Below are 22,021 nucleotides of genomic sequence, written 5' to 3'. Positions count from 1 at the left end.
TGACGCTATTTGTTCTTCGGTTTAGGTTCAGGTACATAATCGATACCACCTTGATGAAACGGGTGGCATTTACTAATACGCTTAATCATTAACCATGTTCCTTTGAACGGACCATGCTTTTCAATCGCTTCAAGACCATAGGCTGAGCACGTCGGATGAAATCGGCAAGTCGGTGGCTTATGTGGCGAGATGAATAAGCGGTAAAATTTAATAGGAGCCTTAACGATTGATTTCATAACATGACCGATACTCATTATTATTCGCCGCCTTGAATTTGCTCTTCCTCAGCACAAGCCTTACAATGACCGAATACTTCGAATTTATGCCTTATCACTTTAAAATCAGTCGGAACATCTGTTTGATCCATTGGACAAAATTTAATCGGATATGTTTTTCCGCAGCCAAGACAAATCATATGATGGTGATGATCATGCGCACGACAATGAATTTTGAACTTCACGCCTTCTTCGAACATCACTTGTTCTAATACACCTAGCTCCTCCATAACGCGAAGGTTTCGATAGACCGTATCAAAGCTAAGTCCTGTATACGTTTTCCCCATATGATCGTATACATCTTTCGGAGACAAGTAGCTTACCGATTCTGAGAATAGCTTCGCTAATGTTTTACGCTGATCTGTTACTCGTAAACCTCTAGCTGACATAAGCGTAACGATTTCATCAAATGTTTGCATCAATTGACCTCCCAACAACTATATTATTATCATGTATTGAGAAAAGCCCCCTTGTATAAAGAGAGCTTCGTATTCTACCCGTTATAATACATATCTGCCACAAAGGCACCACTCATACTTACGAAAAACACTGCTGTTAATCCCCATAACAAATTACGAATCAATGTCAACTGTCGAATCTTGGTCTCCGGCGCTCGCCCTAGACGAGCCATCGAGACAGATCGGTGAAGAAATAACGTCGTAATAAGCGAAGCGACGAACAATAGATTAACACCGAACCATATGACTTGCCAATACATGCTGACACCTCCAGTTGCTATAAGTACCAAATATTAAGAATAATCATTAGCACAATAAAACTAACTAGAGCACCGGCAAAATTGTACCAACCCAAACGGAATCTTTGTTGAAACATTTGTAAAATCCCAAAGCTCAACAAGCCAAAAATAAGTAAAATAAAAATAATGGCAATTATAAATAAATCCGCAGAAACATCGCTTACATTTACTACTGACACGGTGGACACTCCTTCACGATCTAATCGTAATCATTAGACATTATACTAGATCGCGAGATTATTAGCTAGTTTGTTATATAATGTCGATAAAATTTTATTGGTCTTGGTCGTTTCGTCAATCGAATAATTAGCTGATCTTCTTCAATTTTTGCTTTACACTCTCTAGATTTCACTAATTTTGGCAGCTTAATCAATTCAATATGCTGATCTGGCAGCCCTTCTATTTTCACAAAGTCTTCCCTAACATAGAGTATAATTTCATCTTGATCATATCCTATCGGAAGTTGAAAAATCACTTCAAGCGACTCTTTTCCTTCTTTTATCTGATAGCTACTTTTGGATCCATATTCGTTTTTTTTTGCTGGAGTACCCGTTGCTTGCTTAATCTGATTAATCCAATTATCGACCACTGGAATTTCCCTTAGGCTCTCCAGATTTTTCGGAAAATTAGCATTGCTAAACCACTTCTCGAAATCATCCCAATTTTTCAATAATCCCACCTCATCTATTTCATGTATAGATTAGCTTATGCACCAGCTAACAAGTAGGCTACTCGTTATTAACTGATCAAGGACTTTTTCGACGTCGAATAAACTACGAAGCCGATCATCGTTATCAAAGTCTGATTTTTGCACTACCTCTTCAAATCAAAGTTCAAAAAGCGGGCTTTCAGAACCGAGAAGATGGAGCGCTACTTGTGAAAGGCGGAAGCGCAAGTGTACATGTTTGGTACACGCGAACCGTACTTTCCAAGTTCGCTTCATATTCGACGTCGAATAAACTACGAAGGCGATCATCGTTATCAAAGTCCGCTTTTTGAACTTCCGCTACAAGGAACGCTTAGGCTTATAATGCATAAACTACAATAAACAGTGAAGTAGGTGAGTTCATGCCATCAATCGTTGGCTTTGTAAATGTAGTTAGTAACGGCTCTAGTGGAATCGTACAGTTCGGTGATGCTGTTCAAGTATCACCTTCTAGCTCTTCCAAAACCTATGCTGGCGCTGGTTCTTTCTTAACAGGTAGTTTAGCAAATTCTAATACGGGACTAAGTGCTACCAATTCATTAGATAATGATCTTGTAGACAATGTCAGTGGAGTATTGTGATCGCTATGTTAACGGTACAGCAACAAATTAACATTCATAGTATTCATATTGAGACGCTTTCGAATAGCTCCGTTTTTCAAATTGGTACTTCAGGAGCTATTTCTGCTATTTCTCATGTATCTACACAATCATTACTTCCATCAACAGGACCTGATGGGATGTCTCCCATGGATCAATTTACACCTTTTCTTGTCCCACTTCCCAATCCAGGATAATAACAATTCAATTATAGAAGGGCTGGATCTACGATGTATAACTCTGAATCTTCGTCATCTTCGCAGTTGAACCCATGGCAACAATGGGCGTTCCGTATCGAACAACGACTGCAAGAACAACAAGATACGATTGATACATTACAAGCAACAATATCCCAACTTGAGCAACAACTAGCAGTTCAAAAACAAAATCCTAGCTCTAATACCCCTCCAATTTTTCATGTTGATAAAATTGAATATCATTTTGATCAATTAAAAGTAGAAACATTAGAAGGTTCCTTACAAATTGGTATGTCAACAGCAAGTGCCAGTCAATTGCCGACAATGATAGAAGAGTTAGCAATGAAACAGAAAAATATTCATAGTAATTCAGCACATCCCAATTCCAAGGCAAAAATTGTGGAAGGTAATACCGCTCACGATCTTTCCAAACCAATGAAAACATCCGTGCACAATAGCATTCCTTCGGCAAATAATGCCCCTCCAACTGAAAATCCATCGAACTTCCCCGTCGGTTTTGAGCAGCATTTGAGTGATCAATTACGCACTTATCTTCACGAACAAGGAGTAGGCTATATTCGCAAGATGAGTTCACGATTAGACATCCCAATTAATGACGATCATATCACCCAAATCATTATTGATCTTGAAAAGCAAATTGAGGCTCGAATTCATCATTACGTAGCTGATGAGGCACCCTCTTTGAATCGAATTGCTCCCTCTTCTGATCAAGAACTGCAACATGAATGGGAAAAGATAGAGAGATCGGTAAGTGAACGTACATGGCATGATATAGAGACTGCAATTAGGCACTATTTACAAGAAAAAGCTGTGCGATAGGAGATTACCAATGAAAATTATTATTCAAGAGCAACATCTGCATGTGGACCAAGTTAATGTCATCGCTAACTCAAGTTGTTCAAATATCCAAGTTGGGGATAACGACCAAGTTATACTTTATTCCACTATCGAAACACCACCTGATGGCTTTCAAATTGGCCCCTTTAATTCTGCTTCAAAGCCTGCACTATGTCCATCTGGTAAAATAATTCAATTACCTCAGCCTTCCATAAGTAAGGGGAAATATCGTTATGAGTCATAATACGCTTTCTAGTGTCACAAACGTAAATGTTATTAGTAACTCCTCAAGCTCGATCATTCAAGTGGGTGATCGCGACAATACTTCGATGATCAGTAGAAGTATCGTTGTATTACAAGACGTAACAAGGAATACGGGAGATGAGCCTAATTTTAATCAATATCAATTATTTTGTAAGCCATCTCCCAATCTAAAGCGACTCCTCTACCCTAGCAAAATCGTTGAACGAGCATCTGATATGGAGCAACCATTGGATCTTAACGCCATACCAGATATCACCATCGGCCGACTGAAAGTAATATCTAACTCTGACTCGTCGAATATCCAGATAGGTAATGGCAAGCAAATGTATTCCGAGTACCGCTCAAAAAGCTTTGAGCAGCACTTCGTTGCCCAACCACACAAAAAAGAGTATCCTTTCTCACCTTAACGGTTAAGAAAGGATACCTTTTTGTCATTCGTGAATTGAACCCTGAATAGTAGACACTATAAAAAAAGTGTGCTATTCGGGGTTCAGTTCATCATTACTGCGGTACCGTCTGTTAAAAATATTGTTATTACTGAATAACAATATTTTTACTTACTATACGATTTGGTTTAATTGCTTGTATTTTGCAGCGTATTTACATACCGACTGAACAACCGTAGCATGTGACCATGTTAACGGCGCTACCGATAATGGTGTACCGTCAAAAGGGTTCAATTGCTCTGCTAACAGCCCACTTGATAAAGTATGCTGGGCAACCCACTCCAATGTACGTCTTGGGCTTTCAAGGTCGGCAATCGTTTTCGCTGACGCAATCTCAAAGTTAGCTACCCATAATGTGCAAATAATCCATGGATTACCTGGTATACGTTCAATATCACCGGATTGTTGGAAATAATAGTCGTTCACATAACGAGCAATTCCGCCTACTTCTGTTTTCACTTGTAGTCCTTGCTTAATCGATAGCATCGTCTTTTGCACACGATAATCATCGACAGGCAACACACCAAAATCCAAAATACCAAACATACTACTTTCAAGCGTCATATCTTTGACCCATACATTATCCTTCATCACTAGACCGCGAGCGAATCGTCCTGCTTCCTCATCCCACAAATGCTCTAGCATACCACTTTTAATTCGTTCAGCAATATTACGATAATGATCACTACGATCATAATCCCCGAATAAATCAGTGAATGAAGCGGCGGAGATTAGTCCACCATAGACAGAGGCCGTCGTATAGGTCCATATGCCATAACGTTCTTCCCATAAATCATAGCTTGGTTTCGGTAAATTCATATCTTCTTCAATATAACTGCTTAAGAAATTAGCTGCTGGGCGAATAAGCTTCGTATACAGCCCTTGTGGCAATTCAATAACTTGATGGCGAGCATAATCTTGCCATAATGCAAACAGAACTAATGCCGTCTCATCCTCTTGAATCGGCAAGCGACGATTCCCTTGCACAATATACGGATGCCAGCTGGAGCCTACCGTTCCGTCTGGGTTGTATTTATGATACAAATAGCCATCAGATGAAATCGTATCCGCACAGAATTGGAAAAATGGTGCTATCATACTTTGATACCCAGCTAATGACATTGCATCAGCGACTAGCGCACCGTCACGAGGCCACATATAGCTATAGTGGTCGCGATTGTACTGCAAAATATCTGTGTCGTTAGCAGCGATGATAGCGCCATTCTCATCGGTTTGCGTGCGAACGAGCAATAAGCTTAATTTGAATAATTTACGTACCTCATTCGGCAAATCTCCGAGATCAGACTCCGCGCGTTGCAACCAATGGTTCCAGTATACAACCACTCGGCTTAATAGCTTCTCTGGGTGCTGATCACGAACATATTGGTCTAGACGCTTCACTTCCTCTAGATTGGCACCGATTGACATCCAGTAGAAAATCGTCTTTTCACTATGCCCTCCAACAATGGTACGGAAGCTTAACGTACTATCAACGGAGCCTTGAGCAATTGTATTCCCCATAAGCGTACCATCTTCAGCATCTCTCCAAGTACCTTCAGCGGTATTAAATCGTTTCACACCAGTAGAATATTGTAAGATTCCACCTTCATCAGAAAATCCATTAAACATAAAGTAATTAGAGCGCTTGTAATGATAGATCGTATGATTTTCCGGGTAATACACTGCAGTATCTCCAACTTCTGTTCCCTCGATCATTAGATCCTGATGGAAGAAAATTCTCACTTCCCGAGCTTCTTCACGATAATTGCGGATTGTTACTTGTTTAATGAAAATACATTCTCTTTGATGAATGCCATCATTAATTTGTAATTCAATGCCTAATCGGTCATGCCTGGCAATAACGTTAGTAACAAGAGAGTCTTCCAGATAATCAAGCTCGAACTTCCACTCCGCATGGTCCAACCATGAAAATTCACCTTGTACCCAAATACCAACTCGACAATAATGCCCTCCTACATGATTCAGTTGTCCTACATACGGGTAATAAATATCTCTAATAAAGCCGTGCTGATCCATATTAAGCAACATCTTCCCATTACCTACAGCTAAGTGACGTGCCATGAAGCCATCTCCTCTCCTTAGCTAAGTTGTTGATATAGCTTTTTATATCGTTTTGCGGAGCGATTCCAACTATAATCTTCACGGGCTCCATTATTTACAATGCGTTTCCATACCTCTTTGTCATTGTATAAGCGAAGAGCATAACGAACGGTATATAAGTAATCATGTGCATTGTAGTTGGTAAATGTGAATCCATTCCCAGAATAAGTATATTCATCATATGGAAGAACAGTGTCCCTTAGCCCACCAGTTTCTCTAACAATTGGTACCGTACGATATCTTAGCGAGATTAATTGGCTTAAGCCACAAGGTTCGAATCGTGATGGCATTAGAAACATATCCGCTCCACCATAGATCCGGCTTGCGATTCTGTCACTATAGCCTAACCAAAATCTTAATTTGTCTGGGTAACGTAATGAAGCCTCATAGAAATATTTTTCATACATCTCATCACCAGAACCAAGTATAACGATCTGTACATTTTCTTGTAATAGCTCGTCCAACGTAGCAATAATGAGATCAAAACCTTTTTGTTCCACTAATCTTGATACGACACCGATTAATGGAATCTCACTATTTTGCGGCAATCCCATTTCAATCTGCAAATCTAGCTTGTTTTTTTGTTTGCGAGGTAGCGAGTTACGATAAGGTGCTACGAGATGAGTATCCACCATTGGATCAAACATTTTTTCATCGATACCATTAACGATGCCGATCAAATCTTCACGGCGATATTGGAGCAATGTTTCCATCTTCTCACCGTAATAGGCGGTTTGAATTTCCTCGGCATATGATGGACTTACCGTTGTAAGCTTGTCCGCATATTGTAAGCCTGCCTTCATGCAGCTTGCATTCCCGAAAAATTCAAGACCTTCTGCATTGAAATACTCATCGCCAATCCCTAGCAATTCCTTCATCTTATCAATACTGTATATCCCTTGATACATCAGATTGTGAATTGTGTATACGGAGCGAGATTGCGACCAATCCGGGTGATAAGCATATCTTGTCCGCAATAAAAACGGGATTAAACCTGTCTGCCAATCATTACAATGGATAATATCGAATTTCTCGCCGTAATACGGTCCCGCCTCAAGAACGGCTGCTGAGAAGAATACAAATCGTTCAGCGTCATCATCATAGCCGTATAAGCCGCCACGCTTGAAATAATACTCGTTATCGATTAAATAGTAAGTGATTCCTTCGAGCTCACCCTTCCACAAACCACAATATTGATTTCGCCAACCAAAGCCTACCTCATATTCAGCGATAAGTGTGAAGTGCTCTAAATATTGAGGCTGAATGGAATCGTATTTCGGTAATACGACGCTTGTCTTTACATCTTGTGCATCTAGCGCCTTTGGCAATGCACCTGCGACATCAGCTAATCCACCACTCTTAGCAACAGGTACCGCTTCAGAAGTTGCAAACAGTATATTCATCCCTATTCCCTCCAATAACTTTTTATCTAGTATTTTGAACTTCCTCTTCCAATCGAGGCTCAAAAAGCGGGCTTTCAGAACCGAGAAGATGAAACGCTACTTGAGAAAGGCGGAAGCGCAAGTGTACGTGTTTGGTACACGCGAACCGCACTTTCGAAATTCGCTTCATATTCGATGCGAGTAAGCTACAACGCATCACATCGTTATCAAAGTTCGCTTTTTGAACTTCCTCTTCCAATCGAGGTTCAAAAAGCGGGCTTTCAGAACCGAGAAGATGGAGCTAATTTTCGAAAAGCGGAAGCGCAAATGTACGTGTTTGGTACATGCGAACCGTACTTTCGAAATTCGCTTCATATTCGATACGAGTAAGCTACAACGCATCACATCGTTATCAAAGTTCGCTTTTTGAACTTCCCTACCTAGATGATGCGACGCTTTGCTGCTAGGTATGGTCCCGACTCCACACCACGGACTTCTCTGTTTTCTTTAATAACAACATCTTTATCGAAAATACTGCATTTCACTACACTATTTGGTAAAATTATTCCATTTTGCATGATGATACTATCTTCCACGACTGCTCCTTTATGAACATGTACCCCGCGGAATAAAATACTATTGCGAACTGTGCCTTCTATTAAGCAGCCATTGGCAATAATAGATTGCTCCACAACAGCATTTTGCTTATAACGCGCCGGTGGACCATCCTTAACCTTTGTGTAGATCGGTCCTGGTTCATAGAATAACTCTCTCCAAACTTTCGGATTAAGTAGCTTCATACTATTGGCATAGTAACTATTAATCGTATTCACACATGCTAGAAAACCATCATGGATATAACCATACACCTTCAATTGATCCAGCTTAGACACAATAGCATGACGGACAAGATGATCATGACCTTTGGCCAATGAAGTTTCTACGAGATCCATCAGTAATTCCTTCTTCATCAAATACATTTCCATATTAGAAAAGTCACTAATCATAGGCCCATAAGATTCTTGAATTTCACTAATTCGGCCTGCTTCATTCATCCGCACTTTTCTTGCTCTACCAAGTAATGGCTCGATACTTTCCTTACATACAACCGTAATATCAGCTTCTTGCTCTAGATGGTGAGCAAGTACTTGTTGATAATCAATATTGCAAATCATATGACTCCGAGTAATTAGCACATATTCTGGCTGTGAGCGTAGGAAGTAATCACGATTTTGGTAGAAATGAAATAGATCACCACGGCTTAATTCCTGCACATCATCTGTAATCGGAGGTAATACAAATAACCCACTTTGACGATGCTGTAGATCCCAGCTTTTCCCGCTTCCGATATGATCCATTAGTGAGCGATATTTTTGATGGACAAAGATGCCTACTTCATTCATTCGCGAATTAACCATATTAGAAAGTGTGAAGTCAATAATGCGATAGCGAGAACCAAAAGGGACAGTTGCTGTACAACGGCCTTGCGTTAATTTATCAAGATCATCTTTTTCATGAATAAGATTAATAACACCCATAATTTTTTGATTCTTCATTACTTCACCTCCAACAATTGATCCTGTGGAAACACATGCTCACCAACTGGAATAACTGTTATTTCTTCGTTAGCAGGCGTACCGATTACTGCTCCATCCTCAATGATCGCTCCATCACCGATAATCGCCCGATAGATTTGCACGTTTCTACCTACTTTTACTTTAGGCATAATGACTGATTCTTTCACAATGCTACCTTCCCCAAGAGTGACGCCATAGAAGAGAATGGAACGGTCAACCTCGCCTTCGACAAAGCAGCCTTCCGTTATAAGACTGGAGGTTACCTTGGCAGTTGAAGTTACAAATTGTGCAGGCTGATTGGGATTCACCGAGTAAATACGCCAGTTCGGATCACCAAGATCAAGCGATGGTTGGTCTTCTAACAAGTCCATATTACCTTCCCATAAACTATCAATCGTTCCGACATCTTTCCAGTACCCATCGAAAATATAGCATGAGCATAGTAAACTATCATTCATCATTGCCGGAATAATATCTTTACCAAAATCATTACTCGATGTCACATTGTTCTCATCATTAACTAAATATCGTTTCAAGTCGCACCAGTTGAATATATAAACGCCCATCGACGCTAAATTACTTGTTGGATTTTTCGGCTTCTCTTCAAAGCCAGTAATAACCGAATCATCATCAATATGCATTAAGCCAAACCGACTAGCATCCTTCCAATCGACTTCAAAACCAGCGATCGTCACGGCTGCTCCTGATTGTTTATGATTTTGAAGCATGAGATCATAATCCATTTTGTATATATGATCGCCTGATATAATAAGCACATACTCAGGATCGTAACGTTCTATAAACGGAATATTTTGATAGATGGCATTGGCTGTCCCTTTGTACCAGACGCCGCCATTCTTTTGCATATAGGGGGGAAGAATCGTCATACCACCGTCACGACGATCAAGTCCCCACGGTGTACCAATTCCCAAATATCGATTCAGTTCTAATGGCTGATACTGTGTGAGCACGCCAACAGTATCTATGCCTGAATGAGCGCAATTACTTAATGTAAAGTCAATAATTCTATATTTCCCGCCAAAATAAACAGCGGGCTTTGCTAAATCCTTCGTTAATACACCTAATCGTTTACCTTCACCACCGGCTAGTAACATTGCTATCATTTCTTTTCGAACCATAGACATCATCTCCTTGTTAAATGGTGTCCCCCGAATGAAGTGTGTATAGCATAAAAGTGAATGGGGGGAGTTCAATAGAAATACTTTGCTCACGACCATGAATACCGATCGCTTTACTTTGTATTTCCTGCTGAACATGTTCGGTTGTACCACCGTACTCCAGTTCATTACTATGCATTAATATCGTATATATGCCTGTTTGTGGCACGCCAACACGGTAATCCGGGTAATATTGAAGTGAAAAATTCACGATTACAACAAGCACTCCAGATTGACTTTGTCTACTGAAGGAAATGATCGATTGCTCTGCATTGTTCACATCAATCCAATCGAATGTACTCGGATTAAACTCATTTTCCCAAAGAATAGGAGTATTACGATATAACCAATTCAATTGCTTCGTATAATGATGCATTTTTTGATGAGAGTCGTACTTTAAAACGTCCCAATCGAGATGATGTTGATCTTTCCACTCATCGAATTGTCCCCATTCACTACCCATAAAAAGTAGTTTCTTACCAGGATGGGTCATCCAATAGCCATAGAATAATCGCAACTGTGCAAATTTCTGTTCGTAATTTCCCCACATTTTATTAAGTAGAGAACGTTTTCCATGAACAACTTCATCATGGGAAAGTGGTAGTATATAATTTTCGTTGAATGCGTACCAGATAGAAAAAGTTATGAGATGATGTTGCTGGGTGCGGGTTGACGGCGGGAGCGACATGTATTTGAGCATATCGTTCATCCAGCCCATATTCCATTTGTAGTTAAATCCTAAGCCGCCCATATAAGTTGGCTTTGTTACGGATGCGTAGGATGAGGAATCCTCCGCTAACATCAATGCGTCGGGGTAGTAATGAAATATCGTTTCATTTAATTTGTGGAGGAATGCGATCGCGTGTAAATTAATATGTCCGCCATCAGCATTTAATGTATGTAATTCAGGTGGCTTATCCATGTGTAGATCGAGCATAGAAGCAACGGCATCAACACGTAAGCCATCAAAATGGAATTGATCTAACCAATAAATCGCGTTTGAAACTAGGAAGCTTTGAACTTCATGCTTACTATAATCGAAGCTTAACGTGCCCCATAAAGGCAGCTCAGCTCGCTTCCAATCCGCCCCTTCAAAAATTGGGGTGCCATCGAAATTTCTTAAGCCATGATCGTCCTTGCAAAAATGACCAGGAACCCAATCCAATATAACACCAAGCTGGTGTTGATGACATGCATTAATCAATTGCTTCAGTTGCTCGGGTGACCCAAACCGACTCGTTGGACTATAAAACCCTACAACTTGATAGCCCCAAGATTGATCAAGTGGATGTTCTGTAATTGGCAACAGCTCGATATGAGTATATCCCCGATCTGCTACATAAGGAACGAGTTGCTCGGCTAACTCAGTATATGTATAGTAATCTTCTTTACCTTTAATTTTCCATGATCCTGCATGAACCTCATAGATTAGCATTGGTTTTTCGTACGATGGCTTTACCGCTTGCTCCTTGTACCACTCTTGATCAGTCCATGTAAAGCTTGGCAAGCCTACGACAATCGATGCTGTATTAGGTCGCCGCTCACTATAAAAAGCGTATGGATCACTTTTCAATATTCGTTCATTGTGCTGCGTTAAAATTTCATACTTATATCGTGTACCATCTTGCAAATGAGGAATAAAAGCTACAAAAACACCTGAGCTCACTACTGGGCTCAATTTATGAAGCTTGCCATCCCATTGATTGAAATCACCAACAACCGAAACTGCTTTCGCCTGAGGTGCCCATACAGCAAAGCGAATACCGTCCTCGCCTTTCCAGTGAATAGGATGTGCTCCCATAAACCTATAGCTATGATGCGATGAACCACGATTGAACAAATAGAGCTCCTGTTTTGTAATACCGAACATAGTAGTATCCATCACTTCCCCCCAATATTACAACTTATAATTGAAACAAGCTATACGTTTTACAATAATATAATAACGTATAGCTTGCCATAATAACTATAAGAGATTGTTCAAAGCAGAGCTTTTGAACATGTACTATAATGCTAGTTACTTGGAATAAATGGCGACGGGGTGCCTAGTGAAAATAGATGTAATTCGTGCATCGCTCTCGTACATGCTGTGTAGAACAATTTTCGTTCACTTTCCAAATGATATTGGGTTGAACTCGCATTATAGATCATAACCGCATCAAATTCTACACCTTTAGCTAAATATGCTGGAATGACCATAATACCGTGCTGGAACGTAACAGTTTCTTGATCAATTAAGCGTAGTCGTTTCCAACGACCTTCTAGTCGTTCAAACACTAACTTACTCTCATGAGCCGTCTTGCAAATAATTGCAATCGACGTATAGCCTTCACGAATCCAATGATGTAGCTTTTCATCAATTTGTTGATCATACTGATCGACGGAATCAAGCACAGTAATTTCTGGAACCCTACCATGACGATTGAATGGTACAATCTGATCGCCACCTTCAATCATCGACGCTGTGAAGGCAATAATCTCATGAGTAGAGCGATAACTCCGAAGCAATGTCATACGCTCCGTTTCTTCCTCTGAGAATAAATTCTCGAAAGGAGTGAACTTTTCCTGCAAAGACGAGTGAACAAAAATAGATTGATTCAAATCGCCTACGATTGTCATCCTACTTCTCGGAAAAACATGCTTCATATATTGCAATTGAAACGCTGAATAATCTTGACCTTCGTCAATAAATACATACTTCACACTCGTATTGGTCTGGAAGCCTTCCAATTTTTCCTTCAAATACAAATAAGGTGTTGCATCTTCATACAGCATCGTTTTTTGTGCCAATGCCTTTAATGTTAAATCCGCTATTTCACGCCAAAGTGGAATGGAGTCACGACTCCATTGCTGCCCAATAAACATTTCCTTGTAAATGCCTGTAACATTTACATATCTAAGCAGTTTCACATGCTTTCTTAGTTTTTTGAACTTCTGCTGAACAATCTTCCCTGCCAAAAAATCATGCTCTGCTTGGAATTCATTGAACAAGTTTTCATTAGATTGTTTACGATTGTTCAAATGCTGAAATGCTTCGACATATTGCTCGGTATCAAGTAATTCTATTTCCTCATCTACCCAAGCTTCTCGTTGCTCTATTTTCCCTAACGATGTTAATTCCTTCAGCAGCCATTCTGTCAATTCCTTCAGTCGAAGCGGTATCGATTGTGAAGAATCTAATCTATAAAATTTCTCCGTTATTTGCTCATGTGAGATAAGAATTTTATCACGGAATACAATATTTTTAAACTTCATATCCCGCTTACTTAAATGCTTCAAGTAGGCATCAATATCACCCATAAACTGTGTAGAAGATTTCAAATGAATGCTTGCCATACGCGCTTCATAAGATGGATCCTCATACTGGGTTAAGCTATACTCCATCTGAGTAAATGGGTCTTCTAGATGAATGTTACGACCTAATCTACGTTCTAAATATTGTTGATACGTTGTTTGCTGCATATTTTGCTCCCCAAGCTCGGGTAGCACTGTTGAAACATAGCTATTGAACATTGGATTGGGGCTGAACAATACAATCTGGTCGGCATTCAAGCTTTCGCGATAGCGATATAATAGATAAGCTACACGTTGTAGTGCAGCAGAAGTTTTACCACTGCCTGCAGCTCCTTGAACAATTAATAGCTTCGCTTGTTCATTACGAATAATCGCATTTTGCTCCTGTTGGATCGTCGCAACAATACTTTTCATCTGAGCATCGGAATGCTTGCCAAGAACCTCTTGTAAAATCTCGTCGCCAATCGTAACACCCGTGTCAAACATACTTAATAAATTTCCATACCGAATAATATATTGACGCTTTAATGTCATTTCACCGTCAATGGTACCGCTAGGTGTACGATAAGTAATCGGACCTGGACCATAATCATAGTAAACGCTGCTGATCGGAGCACGCCAATCATAGATCAAGTAATTATCATTATTATCATCAAGCAATGAGCCTACCCCGAGATAAATAGCTTCGACAGGTTCTCCATCTTCAACAATATCAATTCTGCCGAAATAAGGACTCTGTTCTAATTTATGCAGCAAACGAATTTGTTCAGACAATAATCTATAGCTACGTTCTCGTTCAGAAAGTAATTCTGCTTGTTGCTTCATACTTGCATAGGTTTCGGCAGTTTCTGTCGAATCCTCAAAATTTATCGTCACATCATCCCAAAAATTTGTTTTTATATTGACTATATCTGACTTGACATCCCCTGTTTCATCCTCTATATTTTCCAAGCGCTGTCGAACTAATTGTGTAATATAGTGTACTCGCTGCTCTTCGCTATTTCGATCATCTATTATATTGGACATGTGTTCCTCCCTCTGTAATAACTCCTATGTTATCAACAATTAGACTTCCTACTATTTGTTTGAAATGTAGTGTCATTTGCTGTAGATCTGCTAAATCCATCGTCGAGGCTTCTGTTCCCAATAAAGCAACTGGTATAATATACGTTTGCAATAGTGGCTCTATCGTAACATCATACTTGCCTTTTTTAATCCGTCCTTCAAGTACACTTGATTTCGTAAAATCATTTTCCGCAGGTGCTAACAAGCTGAAATAGGCGGCGAGATCAAGTCGAATCGTCCCAAATTGCTCGGAATACAATTCTAACTCAATTGGTAGCGTTGCGTCTAGCTGATCGATATCTGGAATCCATTCACCACGTTCGTTTTCTTCATTGTTCGCGGTAGATTGTTGTTCTTCATCATTACTAGCTTCCTCGTCTTGACGATAGCTCGTTCGGGCAACCGAAATCGTGATCGCCTCAATCTGTTTATTCAACATATATTGCTGCTGCCGCGAAAGATTGAACGTAATTTGTTGCTGCTCACCCAGCCATTGCAGCCATAACCCACTGTTCTGCTTGTCTCCATCACTTCGACCCTTCAGATCAATAACTTCTGCTTCTAGTTCAGCTGTTGTACTCCACGCCGTGTCACCATATTCTTTTTCAAAATCGTATATCAACGTTTCTTTCGAATGACTATAACGAGTAACATATCCTGTTATAGGTAAATATTGCCCTACCGTGCGAAAATCTTGGAATACCGCTTCATATTGTGCTTCTTGCAATAAACTTGCGCGTAGAAAGCTGCTAATATATATTTGAGTTGCTAATCGCTGGTCATCCCCAGATATAAGATCAGCAGTATTCAGCAATATAGCTCCCGGAAATTGTTCATCATACTTTCCCCACACCGTATTAAATTGTCCATGATTCGCATGATACAATTCTACAGTAGCCTTAAAGTGAGCAGACTCATTGAATCGCGTACGTTCATACTGCCTATCACCAAACGATTCTGTAAGATCGGAGTCCATCGTACCATGTAGGGTCAAATAATTCACATTGTGTAAACTCGCTTGCTTACTATCAACCCGGTAATCTGTTGGTGCTATACCAACCACAGCTTTAACAGCTACTTTGTCTAATATATCGGTGATCTCATTATCTACAAACCATTTATTGGCATCTACAGCCATTGCTGCAGCTTGACCCCCACGCGAGTGACCGATTAAGGCCACCTGATCCCAATCAATGGATAGCTGATCATATTGCTGTTCGTAGAATGAAGTCAGATGGGCTAACATTAACCAAGAACGCAATAATTGGTCATCGTCAACGATGCCAGACCACACAGAGTAGTTTAGAAAGTTTGCATCGATGGAACAAACAATCATCCCTTGAGAAGCTAGTAATTCACCTAAATAAGCATAACCATCTGAGGAATCTTCTTCTCCTACATGATTACCATGCATGATGAACACAATTGGAAATTCGCCTTCACCAACTGGTGTCCACACTTGACCATTAATCGGGATTTGATCTTCCGTAAAGCCCCAATATAATTCTTTCGTCCATTTCCAATCCTTTAGCACATCTGATCCATCCATCGGCAGCGTATAAATAATATCATCCACTTCTTCTACCATTAAATCCGCATTGTCTGTGTAAGTTTCGTAATCGAAATGTCTAACTTCGTACGTCCCTTGTTCTGCAGGATTAGTAGTAAATCTATCCAACGTTAATAGTGATTGTTCTGTATCTCCACCATCATCTAGCTTAGAATTAGTATCTTCATCATTCGATGAGATGTCTCCACTACTATCTTCCTTATTTGAATACAAATCAGAGCTTAGCAGCACATCTTTATATAATTGAATAATTTGATCTCCATCATCTCCAACGATTGTTTCACGTATTTCATTGGTAAGCGCAATAACTAGAAACAGTATAACGAGACTACACGAAACATAATAAAGTGACTTTTGGCGAAAGGCGCGTAAATATGCCGCATATAAAGCAACGAGACCAGTAATAACTATGATGATTGCCGTCACAAGTAAAGCAACTTTCCAGCCCCAATTCGATCTCTGCATTACGATATAACTTTGTGCGATTAATATCGTTATACTTGTGATCATACTTGCACATTTATGTAGATAAAAAAATGCAAATATCGCCCTCATAAGAGTGAATGCGAACAACAAGGAGATTACGTATACTGTTCCAAATATGACATAATCAAATATAATTCCCAGTCCCGTAGGTATCCCTGGAATAACAACGACCCACTCCAGACAAAGTGCAAGCAAGAAAATAAGCGAAAACGATGTAACAAAAGAAGATTCCTTAAAGCGAACGTGATTCCATCTTCTCTCCACCCAATCGTACATTTTCTGTTTCAATGGTTTTTGAACATGTTGTTCTTTCATTACCTCTTCTACCTCTTCGAAATCGTTAACCAAAACCGCTCATTCTCCTTTTTTAAATGTACGGGAACCTCGTAAAATTGACTCATCGTCTGAGGGGTTAACACATCTGAAGTTTCACCCTGAGCAAATATTTCCCCCTTCTTTAATAGTAAAGTATGACTGAAACAAGGTAAAATTTCTTCTACATGATGCGTCACATAGATTAGTGTCGGACAATTAGAACGTCTTGATAGGTTATCGATCATATCCAGTAATTGTTCCCTTGCAATAATATCAAGTCCTGTACAAGGCTCATCTAATATTAATAACTTAGGCTCATTCATCAATGCTCGAGCAATAAGCACTCTTTGCTTCTCACCTTGTGATAATGTACGATAAGCACGTTGCGCGAGATTATCGCAACGTAGTGTTCGCAACAGATTCATCGCTTTCTCGATTTCCTCTTCAGAAGGTTGGTCATATATTCCTATTGATGCTTCTCTTCCACTCAAAACAATGTTAAGCGCATCATCGCTGCCATATAGTTTTTGCTGTAGTGCCGTACTTACCCATCCAATTTCTTTACGTAGTTCTCGTAAATCGTATGTACCAAAGCGATGCCCCAATACACTAATCGCACCAGATGTTGGCCACTGATAACCATTAATCATATTGAGTAATGTAGTCTTTCCAGAACCATTCAATCCTAGCAAACACCAATGTTCACCTTGCTGAATGGACCAATTTAAATCTTGCAGTATTACTTTATCTTCTCGTTCCCAAGTTACATTATCTATTTCTACAATCATAATAATTCCTCCAATAACGCCATATGTATTATGTTCATTCTACCACGATATAGTTGACTTTGCTCTCAATTCCAGCAGCTATTAGAGTATTGTAATATTTCCACCTCCAACAAAAGAAGACTGTAGATAAACTCCTATATGGAGTTTATCTACAGTCTTAGTAGGGAGATGTTCACTGCAAAAAGTGAACAGCTGCCTGCTTTTTCAATCACTTACTACAATAAGATAAAATATTCAATAATCGATGATGCAATAGCAACGACAGCGATCGTTCCTGTAAGCCAGGCAATTGCTTTTGTTCCTTGTGAATAAGACATAAAAGATAACGCTAATGCCGATAACCCTGTCCAAAATGGCCAAATAAATAATGCACTTATTGCAATAACTAATGCTAATACCCCGACATACCAACCAATAGCACTTACACGCTGATCAGATTCGTTGAAGCTCATTAGCTTCCGCGGTGCATGATCGTAAGCTGCCATTTCCTCATACGTAAAGTCTGCACCCATCTCTTCATATATGCCGCCATGCTCTAATGGTGGGATTGGCTCATGCTGCAATACTGCCGTATCATCATGAGGGATATTACTGCGGTGCGTTATCGGTAGATTACGAAAATTACGACTCAACCCACCATATTTCCGATTTCTTGCCATCTACAATCACTCCTTTGGACGGAATGTTAGACAACAGGTTTCTGCTGATTCATTCGCAGCATCCTGATGTTCATTAGATAGTAGCTCATCGGCAAACTCATTCATAAAATTCCGATTTGCATGTGCGTCAATTTCAATTTGAATTGATGCTGCACCACATTGATTGTTTTCTTCCCAAAAATTACAATTCGATACACTACAAGCTACGCCTTTTGGCATAAAAAAATCACCTCCACTATCAGTTTGCCCTGATATCGAGATGATTTATTCGATCCTATTTTTTCCCCATCATGCGACGCTGAGTCATGTAATCACTTTCGTAATATGCCAATTCGTCACGTAGGTCTTCGTAATATTTGGTAATATTCATAATAATATTTCTTGCTTCCCGCTTCGGCTTGAAACGAAAACGAATCGCATCTTGACCTGTATATGCATAACGGCCATCCTCGGAATAGCATTCATTTTTAGGATAGAAAAAGGCATTTACACAATTATGATATACTTCATACAATGCGCGTTCGGCAAAATCTGTATCAAAATTCGGTCTTCTAAGTAGTACTCCTAGCTTCTCGAAAGAAACCTCTGAGTATACAAGCAAATGACGAAGATCAGCTAGAAAACCTCTGTAAAATAATTGTTCTTCTTCTGTTTTTTCTTCACTTATTAGATGATCGAGTGAGAAATTGTTAAGGAATGGTTCAAGTTGAGCAATCGCTTCCTTTAGTTTCTCACGAGCTGATTCACTCAGCCCCTTAACATTAGTCGAAGGCATGTTGGTAGATCCCCTTTCATATTCCAAACCAAAACTATAACATTTACATACTATCACAAATTGTGCCAAAGCGGTACTATTTAACTCTTTCTTCTGCATAAAATACTGACTTTTACTAAAAATAAGGATACGTCAAAACAGATCACTAAGGAGTGTAATGAAATGTCCAAAAAATGGTATACCATTATTGGCGCAATCGTAGCTGTCATTTTAATAATGCAGCTTTTGCCTAATAATAAAAGAAGCAATGAAATCGCGCAATTGCCTCAATTGAATGTGAAAAGTGATAGTGAACATGCCGCCATTGAAGAAGGTCAAAAGCTGACAATACTACAAAAAAATATGGACACCAGTTTACAGCTTGTCATTGCTGAGCTGCAATCTGATTTGGAGCTACTCGCCAATGAAAAGCAAGCAAAAAAAGCTTCAATCATCATGTCTCGTTTCCAAGCTGAGCATCCGCATTATGTTTATATTCGCTGGGAAAGTGATAAGACAAAAATTCAACGCGGCGATATTCCCTCGTCCGAACAAGCTCTTGCTAATTCATATATGAAAAAAGCTGCTCAATTATATATGAACGGCGATCGGTATGACTCGGATAGTTTTTATGGATTAGATCATGTGAAATATCGAGTACTTGGTCTAATTAAAGATCAAACAAAAGTTATTGCTGTTGTGAAAGAATCCATCCTTCCGCAAGTGGAACAGCATCAACGGAACAATTTACGCTTAATTCCGTATCCTGCTGAAGGACAAATGAAAATTGAATCCGTAAAACCCAATTCAACAGTAGATACTACCGTTATTGACGGCGAAGATAACGGCGATGCAAGTCATTATTACAAAAACGAAGTCGTTGTCCAATTTATAAATGCGCTTAATGAGCAGCAATTGGAGTCATTAAAGCAAGATATTCATTGTGAGCAAGTTTTAAAAATGAATTCTACCTTTATTTTCAAGTCGAACGAATTAAGTACTGAACAATTAATTGCTTATTTCAAAGAAAAATATGAAATAAAATTTATTGAGCCCCACTATTTGTATATGACGAACGAGGAAACTAGTAATGAAACTATCCCTAACGATGCGTTGTTTGCGAAATATCAATGGAATATTTCAAATATTAAAGCAACAACAGGCTGGAATATATCTAAGGGTACCGAGGATGTTATTATCGCTGTTCTAGATACTGGAGTTCAATCAGATCACCCTGACCTAGCTAATCGCCTGCTTGAAGGGTATAACGCAAACGATTCTTCCACCAATTCAAACGATGATTTTGGCCATGGTACTCATGTTGCAGGTATTATTGGAGCTACAGTTAATAATAATGAAGGAGTTGCAGGTGTATCTTGGTATAACAAAATATTACCAGTGAAAGTACTCAATAGTAGTGGGGCTGGCTCAACATATAGTGTTGCTCAAGGCATTATTTGGGCTACTGATCACGGAGCGAAAGTTATTAATATGAGCCTAGGTAATTACGCATCAGCTGATTTTTTGCATGAGGCCATCCAATACGCCTACAATCATGATGTCGTGCTTGTTGCAGCAAGCGGAAACGATAATACGAGTCGCCCTGGTTATCCTGCAGCCTATCCAGAAGTGTTCGCAGTTGGGGCTACCTCCAATAATCGACAGCGCGCAGCATTTTCCAATTATGGTGATTATATCGATGTCGTTGCCCCAGGCGATTCCATAGCGAGCACATACATCGGTGGTCAGTATGCATCCTTGTCTGGCACTTCCATGGCTTCTCCTCATGTCGCAGCATTGGCCGGATTAATTCGAACACTTAATCCTGCACTTACCAATGTGCAAGTTATGGAAATTATGCGACAAAGCGCAACTGATCTAGGTGATACTGGAAAAGATGATTACTTTGGCTACGGCGAAATCGATGTCTATCGCGCATTAACAATGGCAGCTGCCTTTGAAGGAACGCTTCAAACGTATCCCCAATCCGTTAAACACAAATTAGATAGACTAATTAATCAGTAAAACAATAAGAGCCATCCACATAACATTTCGCAATCGCGAAATCGATATGTGGATGGCTCTTTGTTGTTAGCATTAGTCGTGCGGAAAGTTTGCCTTAAGCCGGGTTCTGTACTGTAAGTGGTATTAACGGGAACGACCCTCCCACTACAAGTGACAATCATCTATCTAGGCCATATATTGCTATATGGCTCAAGCAACTCACCCGAACGCGCCTCAGGCTAAGGCTGTAGCTCGAAGCTACTGTATTCTCTCGGTTTTGCTCCAGATGGGGTTTACCAGGAACGTAGTCACCCACGCCCCTCGTGGTCTCTTACACCACGGTTCCACCCTTACCTGTTCTGACATAAGTCAGCCATCGGCGGTCCATTTCTGTGGCACTATCCTTCAGCTTGCGCCGACTGGACGTTATCCAGCATCCTGCCATGCGGAGCCCGGACTTTCCTCTCGTAGCATCTAGGCTACCAGCGATTGTCTGTCAAACTTTCCGATGCAGATTACAGTATACCTATTTCCGCACAATAACTCAAGTGTAAAGGTTAGGAAATTCAAAAAGCGGACTTTGATAACGATGGGTATGCTTGGCGGAGCGTATTCGACATCGCATCTGAAGTGAACTTAGAAAGTAAAGCATAAGCTTTCGATGTATGTTTCTTGCAGAAACATTGTAGGATCGCGTGTACGTAATCATGTACACTTGCGCTTCCG

At 39.9% G+C, this 22,021-nt stretch carries 22 protein-coding genes and 1 other RNA gene; 6 read left to right on the top strand and 17 right to left on the bottom strand.

Features of this window, described 5'->3' with window-relative positions; translation table 11 throughout:
• Positions 1-5: 5 nt before the first annotated feature.
• The 5 genes from yidD to AC1TO5_RS13555 all read right to left on the bottom strand — a co-directional run bounded on the left by yidD (position 6) and on the right by AC1TO5_RS13555 (position 1,702).
• Positions 6-254, bottom strand: coding sequence for a membrane protein insertion efficiency factor YidD (yidD, locus tag AC1TO5_RS13575; RefSeq protein ID WP_482063360.1), 249 nt, complete (start codon positions 252-254; stop codon positions 6-8).
• A 2-nt stretch (positions 255-256) separates the two neighbouring features.
• Positions 257-694: a Fur family transcriptional regulator gene (locus AC1TO5_RS13570; protein WP_482063359.1), complete on the bottom strand. Its 438-nt coding sequence runs from the start codon at positions 692-694 to the stop codon at positions 257-259.
• Between the two features lie 74 nt (positions 695-768).
• On the bottom strand, positions 769-993 hold the full coding sequence (locus AC1TO5_RS13565; protein WP_482063358.1) for a hypothetical protein: 225 nt from the start codon (positions 991-993) through the stop codon (positions 769-771).
• Positions 994-1,010: 17 nt separating this feature from the next.
• Positions 1,011-1,211, bottom strand: a complete 201-nt coding sequence (locus tag AC1TO5_RS13560; RefSeq protein ID WP_482063357.1) for a hypothetical protein — start codon at positions 1,209-1,211, stop codon at positions 1,011-1,013.
• Between the two features lie 65 nt (positions 1,212-1,276).
• Entirely contained in the window at positions 1,277-1,702 is a 426-nt protein-coding gene (locus tag AC1TO5_RS13555) for an Hsp20/alpha crystallin family protein (protein WP_482063356.1), read from the bottom strand.
• A 398-nt stretch (positions 1,703-2,100) separates the two neighbouring features.
• Between AC1TO5_RS13555 and AC1TO5_RS13550 the strand changes: the two genes are divergently transcribed.
• From AC1TO5_RS13550 to AC1TO5_RS13530, 5 genes are read left to right on the top strand one after another with little or no spacing between them, the layout of a single operon-like run.
• Positions 2,101-2,319, top strand: a complete 219-nt coding sequence (locus tag AC1TO5_RS13550; RefSeq protein ID WP_258202207.1) for a spore germination protein — start codon at positions 2,101-2,103, stop codon at positions 2,317-2,319.
• 5 nt (positions 2,320-2,324) lie between these two features.
• On the top strand, positions 2,325-2,534 hold the full coding sequence (locus AC1TO5_RS13545; RefSeq protein ID WP_482063355.1) for a spore germination protein GerPB: 210 nt from the start codon (positions 2,325-2,327) through the stop codon (positions 2,532-2,534).
• Positions 2,535-2,567: 33 nt separating this feature from the next.
• On the top strand, positions 2,568-3,374 hold the full coding sequence (gene gerPC, locus AC1TO5_RS13540; protein WP_482063354.1) for a spore germination protein GerPC: 807 nt from the start codon (positions 2,568-2,570) through the stop codon (positions 3,372-3,374).
• Positions 3,375-3,384: 10 nt separating this feature from the next.
• Positions 3,385-3,636: a hypothetical protein gene (locus tag AC1TO5_RS13535; protein WP_482063353.1), complete on the top strand. Its 252-nt coding sequence runs from the start codon at positions 3,385-3,387 to the stop codon at positions 3,634-3,636.
• A complete protein-coding gene (locus AC1TO5_RS13530) occupies positions 3,626-4,063 on the top strand; it encodes a spore germination protein GerPE (RefSeq protein WP_482063352.1) in 438 nt (145 codons plus the stop codon). The genes AC1TO5_RS13535 and AC1TO5_RS13530 overlap by 11 nt, the downstream gene beginning before the upstream one ends.
• Before the next feature lie 153 nt (positions 4,064-4,216).
• Here AC1TO5_RS13530 and AC1TO5_RS13525 read toward each other — a convergent pair whose 3' ends face one another.
• The 11 genes from AC1TO5_RS13525 to AC1TO5_RS13475 form a co-directional block, all read right to left on the bottom strand.
• A complete protein-coding gene (locus AC1TO5_RS13525) occupies positions 4,217-6,184 on the bottom strand; it encodes a glycoside hydrolase family 15 protein (protein ID WP_482063351.1) in 1,968 nt (655 codons plus the stop codon).
• A gap of 17 nt (positions 6,185-6,201) precedes the next feature.
• On the bottom strand, positions 6,202-7,626 hold the full coding sequence (glgA, locus tag AC1TO5_RS13520; RefSeq protein WP_482063350.1) for a glycogen synthase GlgA: 1,425 nt from the start codon (positions 7,624-7,626) through the stop codon (positions 6,202-6,204).
• A 419-nt stretch (positions 7,627-8,045) separates the two neighbouring features.
• Positions 8,046-9,161 carry a glucose-1-phosphate adenylyltransferase subunit GlgD gene (gene glgD / locus AC1TO5_RS13515; RefSeq protein WP_482063349.1) on the bottom strand — a complete coding sequence of 372 codons (1,116 nt, stop codon included), beginning with the start codon at positions 9,159-9,161 and terminating at the stop codon, positions 8,046-8,048.
• A complete protein-coding gene (locus AC1TO5_RS13510; RefSeq protein ID WP_482063348.1) occupies positions 9,161-10,321 on the bottom strand; it encodes a glucose-1-phosphate adenylyltransferase in 1,161 nt (386 codons plus the stop codon). Before AC1TO5_RS13510 ends, glgD begins: the two co-directional genes overlap by 1 nt.
• Before the next feature lie 16 nt (positions 10,322-10,337).
• A complete protein-coding gene (gene glgB / locus AC1TO5_RS13505) occupies positions 10,338-12,242 on the bottom strand; it encodes a 1,4-alpha-glucan branching protein GlgB (RefSeq protein ID WP_482063347.1) in 1,905 nt (634 codons plus the stop codon).
• A gap of 131 nt (positions 12,243-12,373) precedes the next feature.
• The gene (gene helD / locus AC1TO5_RS13500) at positions 12,374-14,680 is read right to left on the bottom strand and encodes an RNA polymerase recycling motor HelD (RefSeq protein ID WP_482063346.1); all 2,307 of its coding nucleotides are present in this window, start codon (positions 14,678-14,680) and stop codon (positions 12,374-12,376) included.
• Positions 14,661-17,123: a hypothetical protein gene (locus AC1TO5_RS13495; RefSeq protein WP_482063345.1), complete on the bottom strand. Its 2,463-nt coding sequence runs from the start codon at positions 17,121-17,123 to the stop codon at positions 14,661-14,663. Before AC1TO5_RS13495 ends, helD begins: the two co-directional genes overlap by 20 nt.
• Entirely contained in the window at positions 17,099-17,878 is a 780-nt protein-coding gene (locus tag AC1TO5_RS13490; protein ID WP_482063344.1) for an ABC transporter ATP-binding protein, read from the bottom strand. The genes AC1TO5_RS13495 and AC1TO5_RS13490 overlap by 25 nt, the downstream gene beginning before the upstream one ends.
• 215 nt (positions 17,879-18,093) lie before the next feature.
• Positions 18,094-18,537, bottom strand: coding sequence for a hypothetical protein (locus AC1TO5_RS13485; protein ID WP_482063343.1), 444 nt, complete (start codon positions 18,535-18,537; stop codon positions 18,094-18,096).
• A gap of 6 nt (positions 18,538-18,543) precedes the next feature.
• Positions 18,544-18,756 carry a DUF1540 domain-containing protein gene (locus AC1TO5_RS13480; RefSeq protein ID WP_482063342.1) on the bottom strand — a complete coding sequence of 71 codons (213 nt, stop codon included), beginning with the start codon at positions 18,754-18,756 and terminating at the stop codon, positions 18,544-18,546.
• A 55-nt stretch (positions 18,757-18,811) separates the two neighbouring features.
• Complete coding sequence (locus tag AC1TO5_RS13475) at positions 18,812-19,312, bottom strand: YpuI family protein (protein WP_482063341.1); 501 nt, start codon at positions 19,310-19,312, stop codon at positions 18,812-18,814.
• Positions 19,313-19,474: 162 nt separating this feature from the next.
• On the opposite strand from AC1TO5_RS13475, the gene AC1TO5_RS13470 reads away from it, so the two are divergent.
• Positions 19,475-21,316 carry a S8 family peptidase gene (locus tag AC1TO5_RS13470; RefSeq protein ID WP_482063340.1) on the top strand — a complete coding sequence of 614 codons (1,842 nt, stop codon included), beginning with the start codon at positions 19,475-19,477 and terminating at the stop codon, positions 21,314-21,316.
• Between the two features lie 80 nt (positions 21,317-21,396).
• On the opposite strand, the gene rnpB is transcribed toward AC1TO5_RS13470, so the two are convergent.
• An RNA gene (rnpB, locus tag AC1TO5_RS13465) (RNase P RNA component class A) lies at positions 21,397-21,800 on the bottom strand.
• Between the last annotated feature and the right edge of the window lie 221 nt (positions 21,801-22,021).

This window comes from Paenibacillus sp. Y930 (assembly GCF_056786375.1).
The sequence above is the reverse complement of the archived record's forward strand: the minus strand, read 5'-3'. Positions and strand labels throughout refer to the sequence as shown.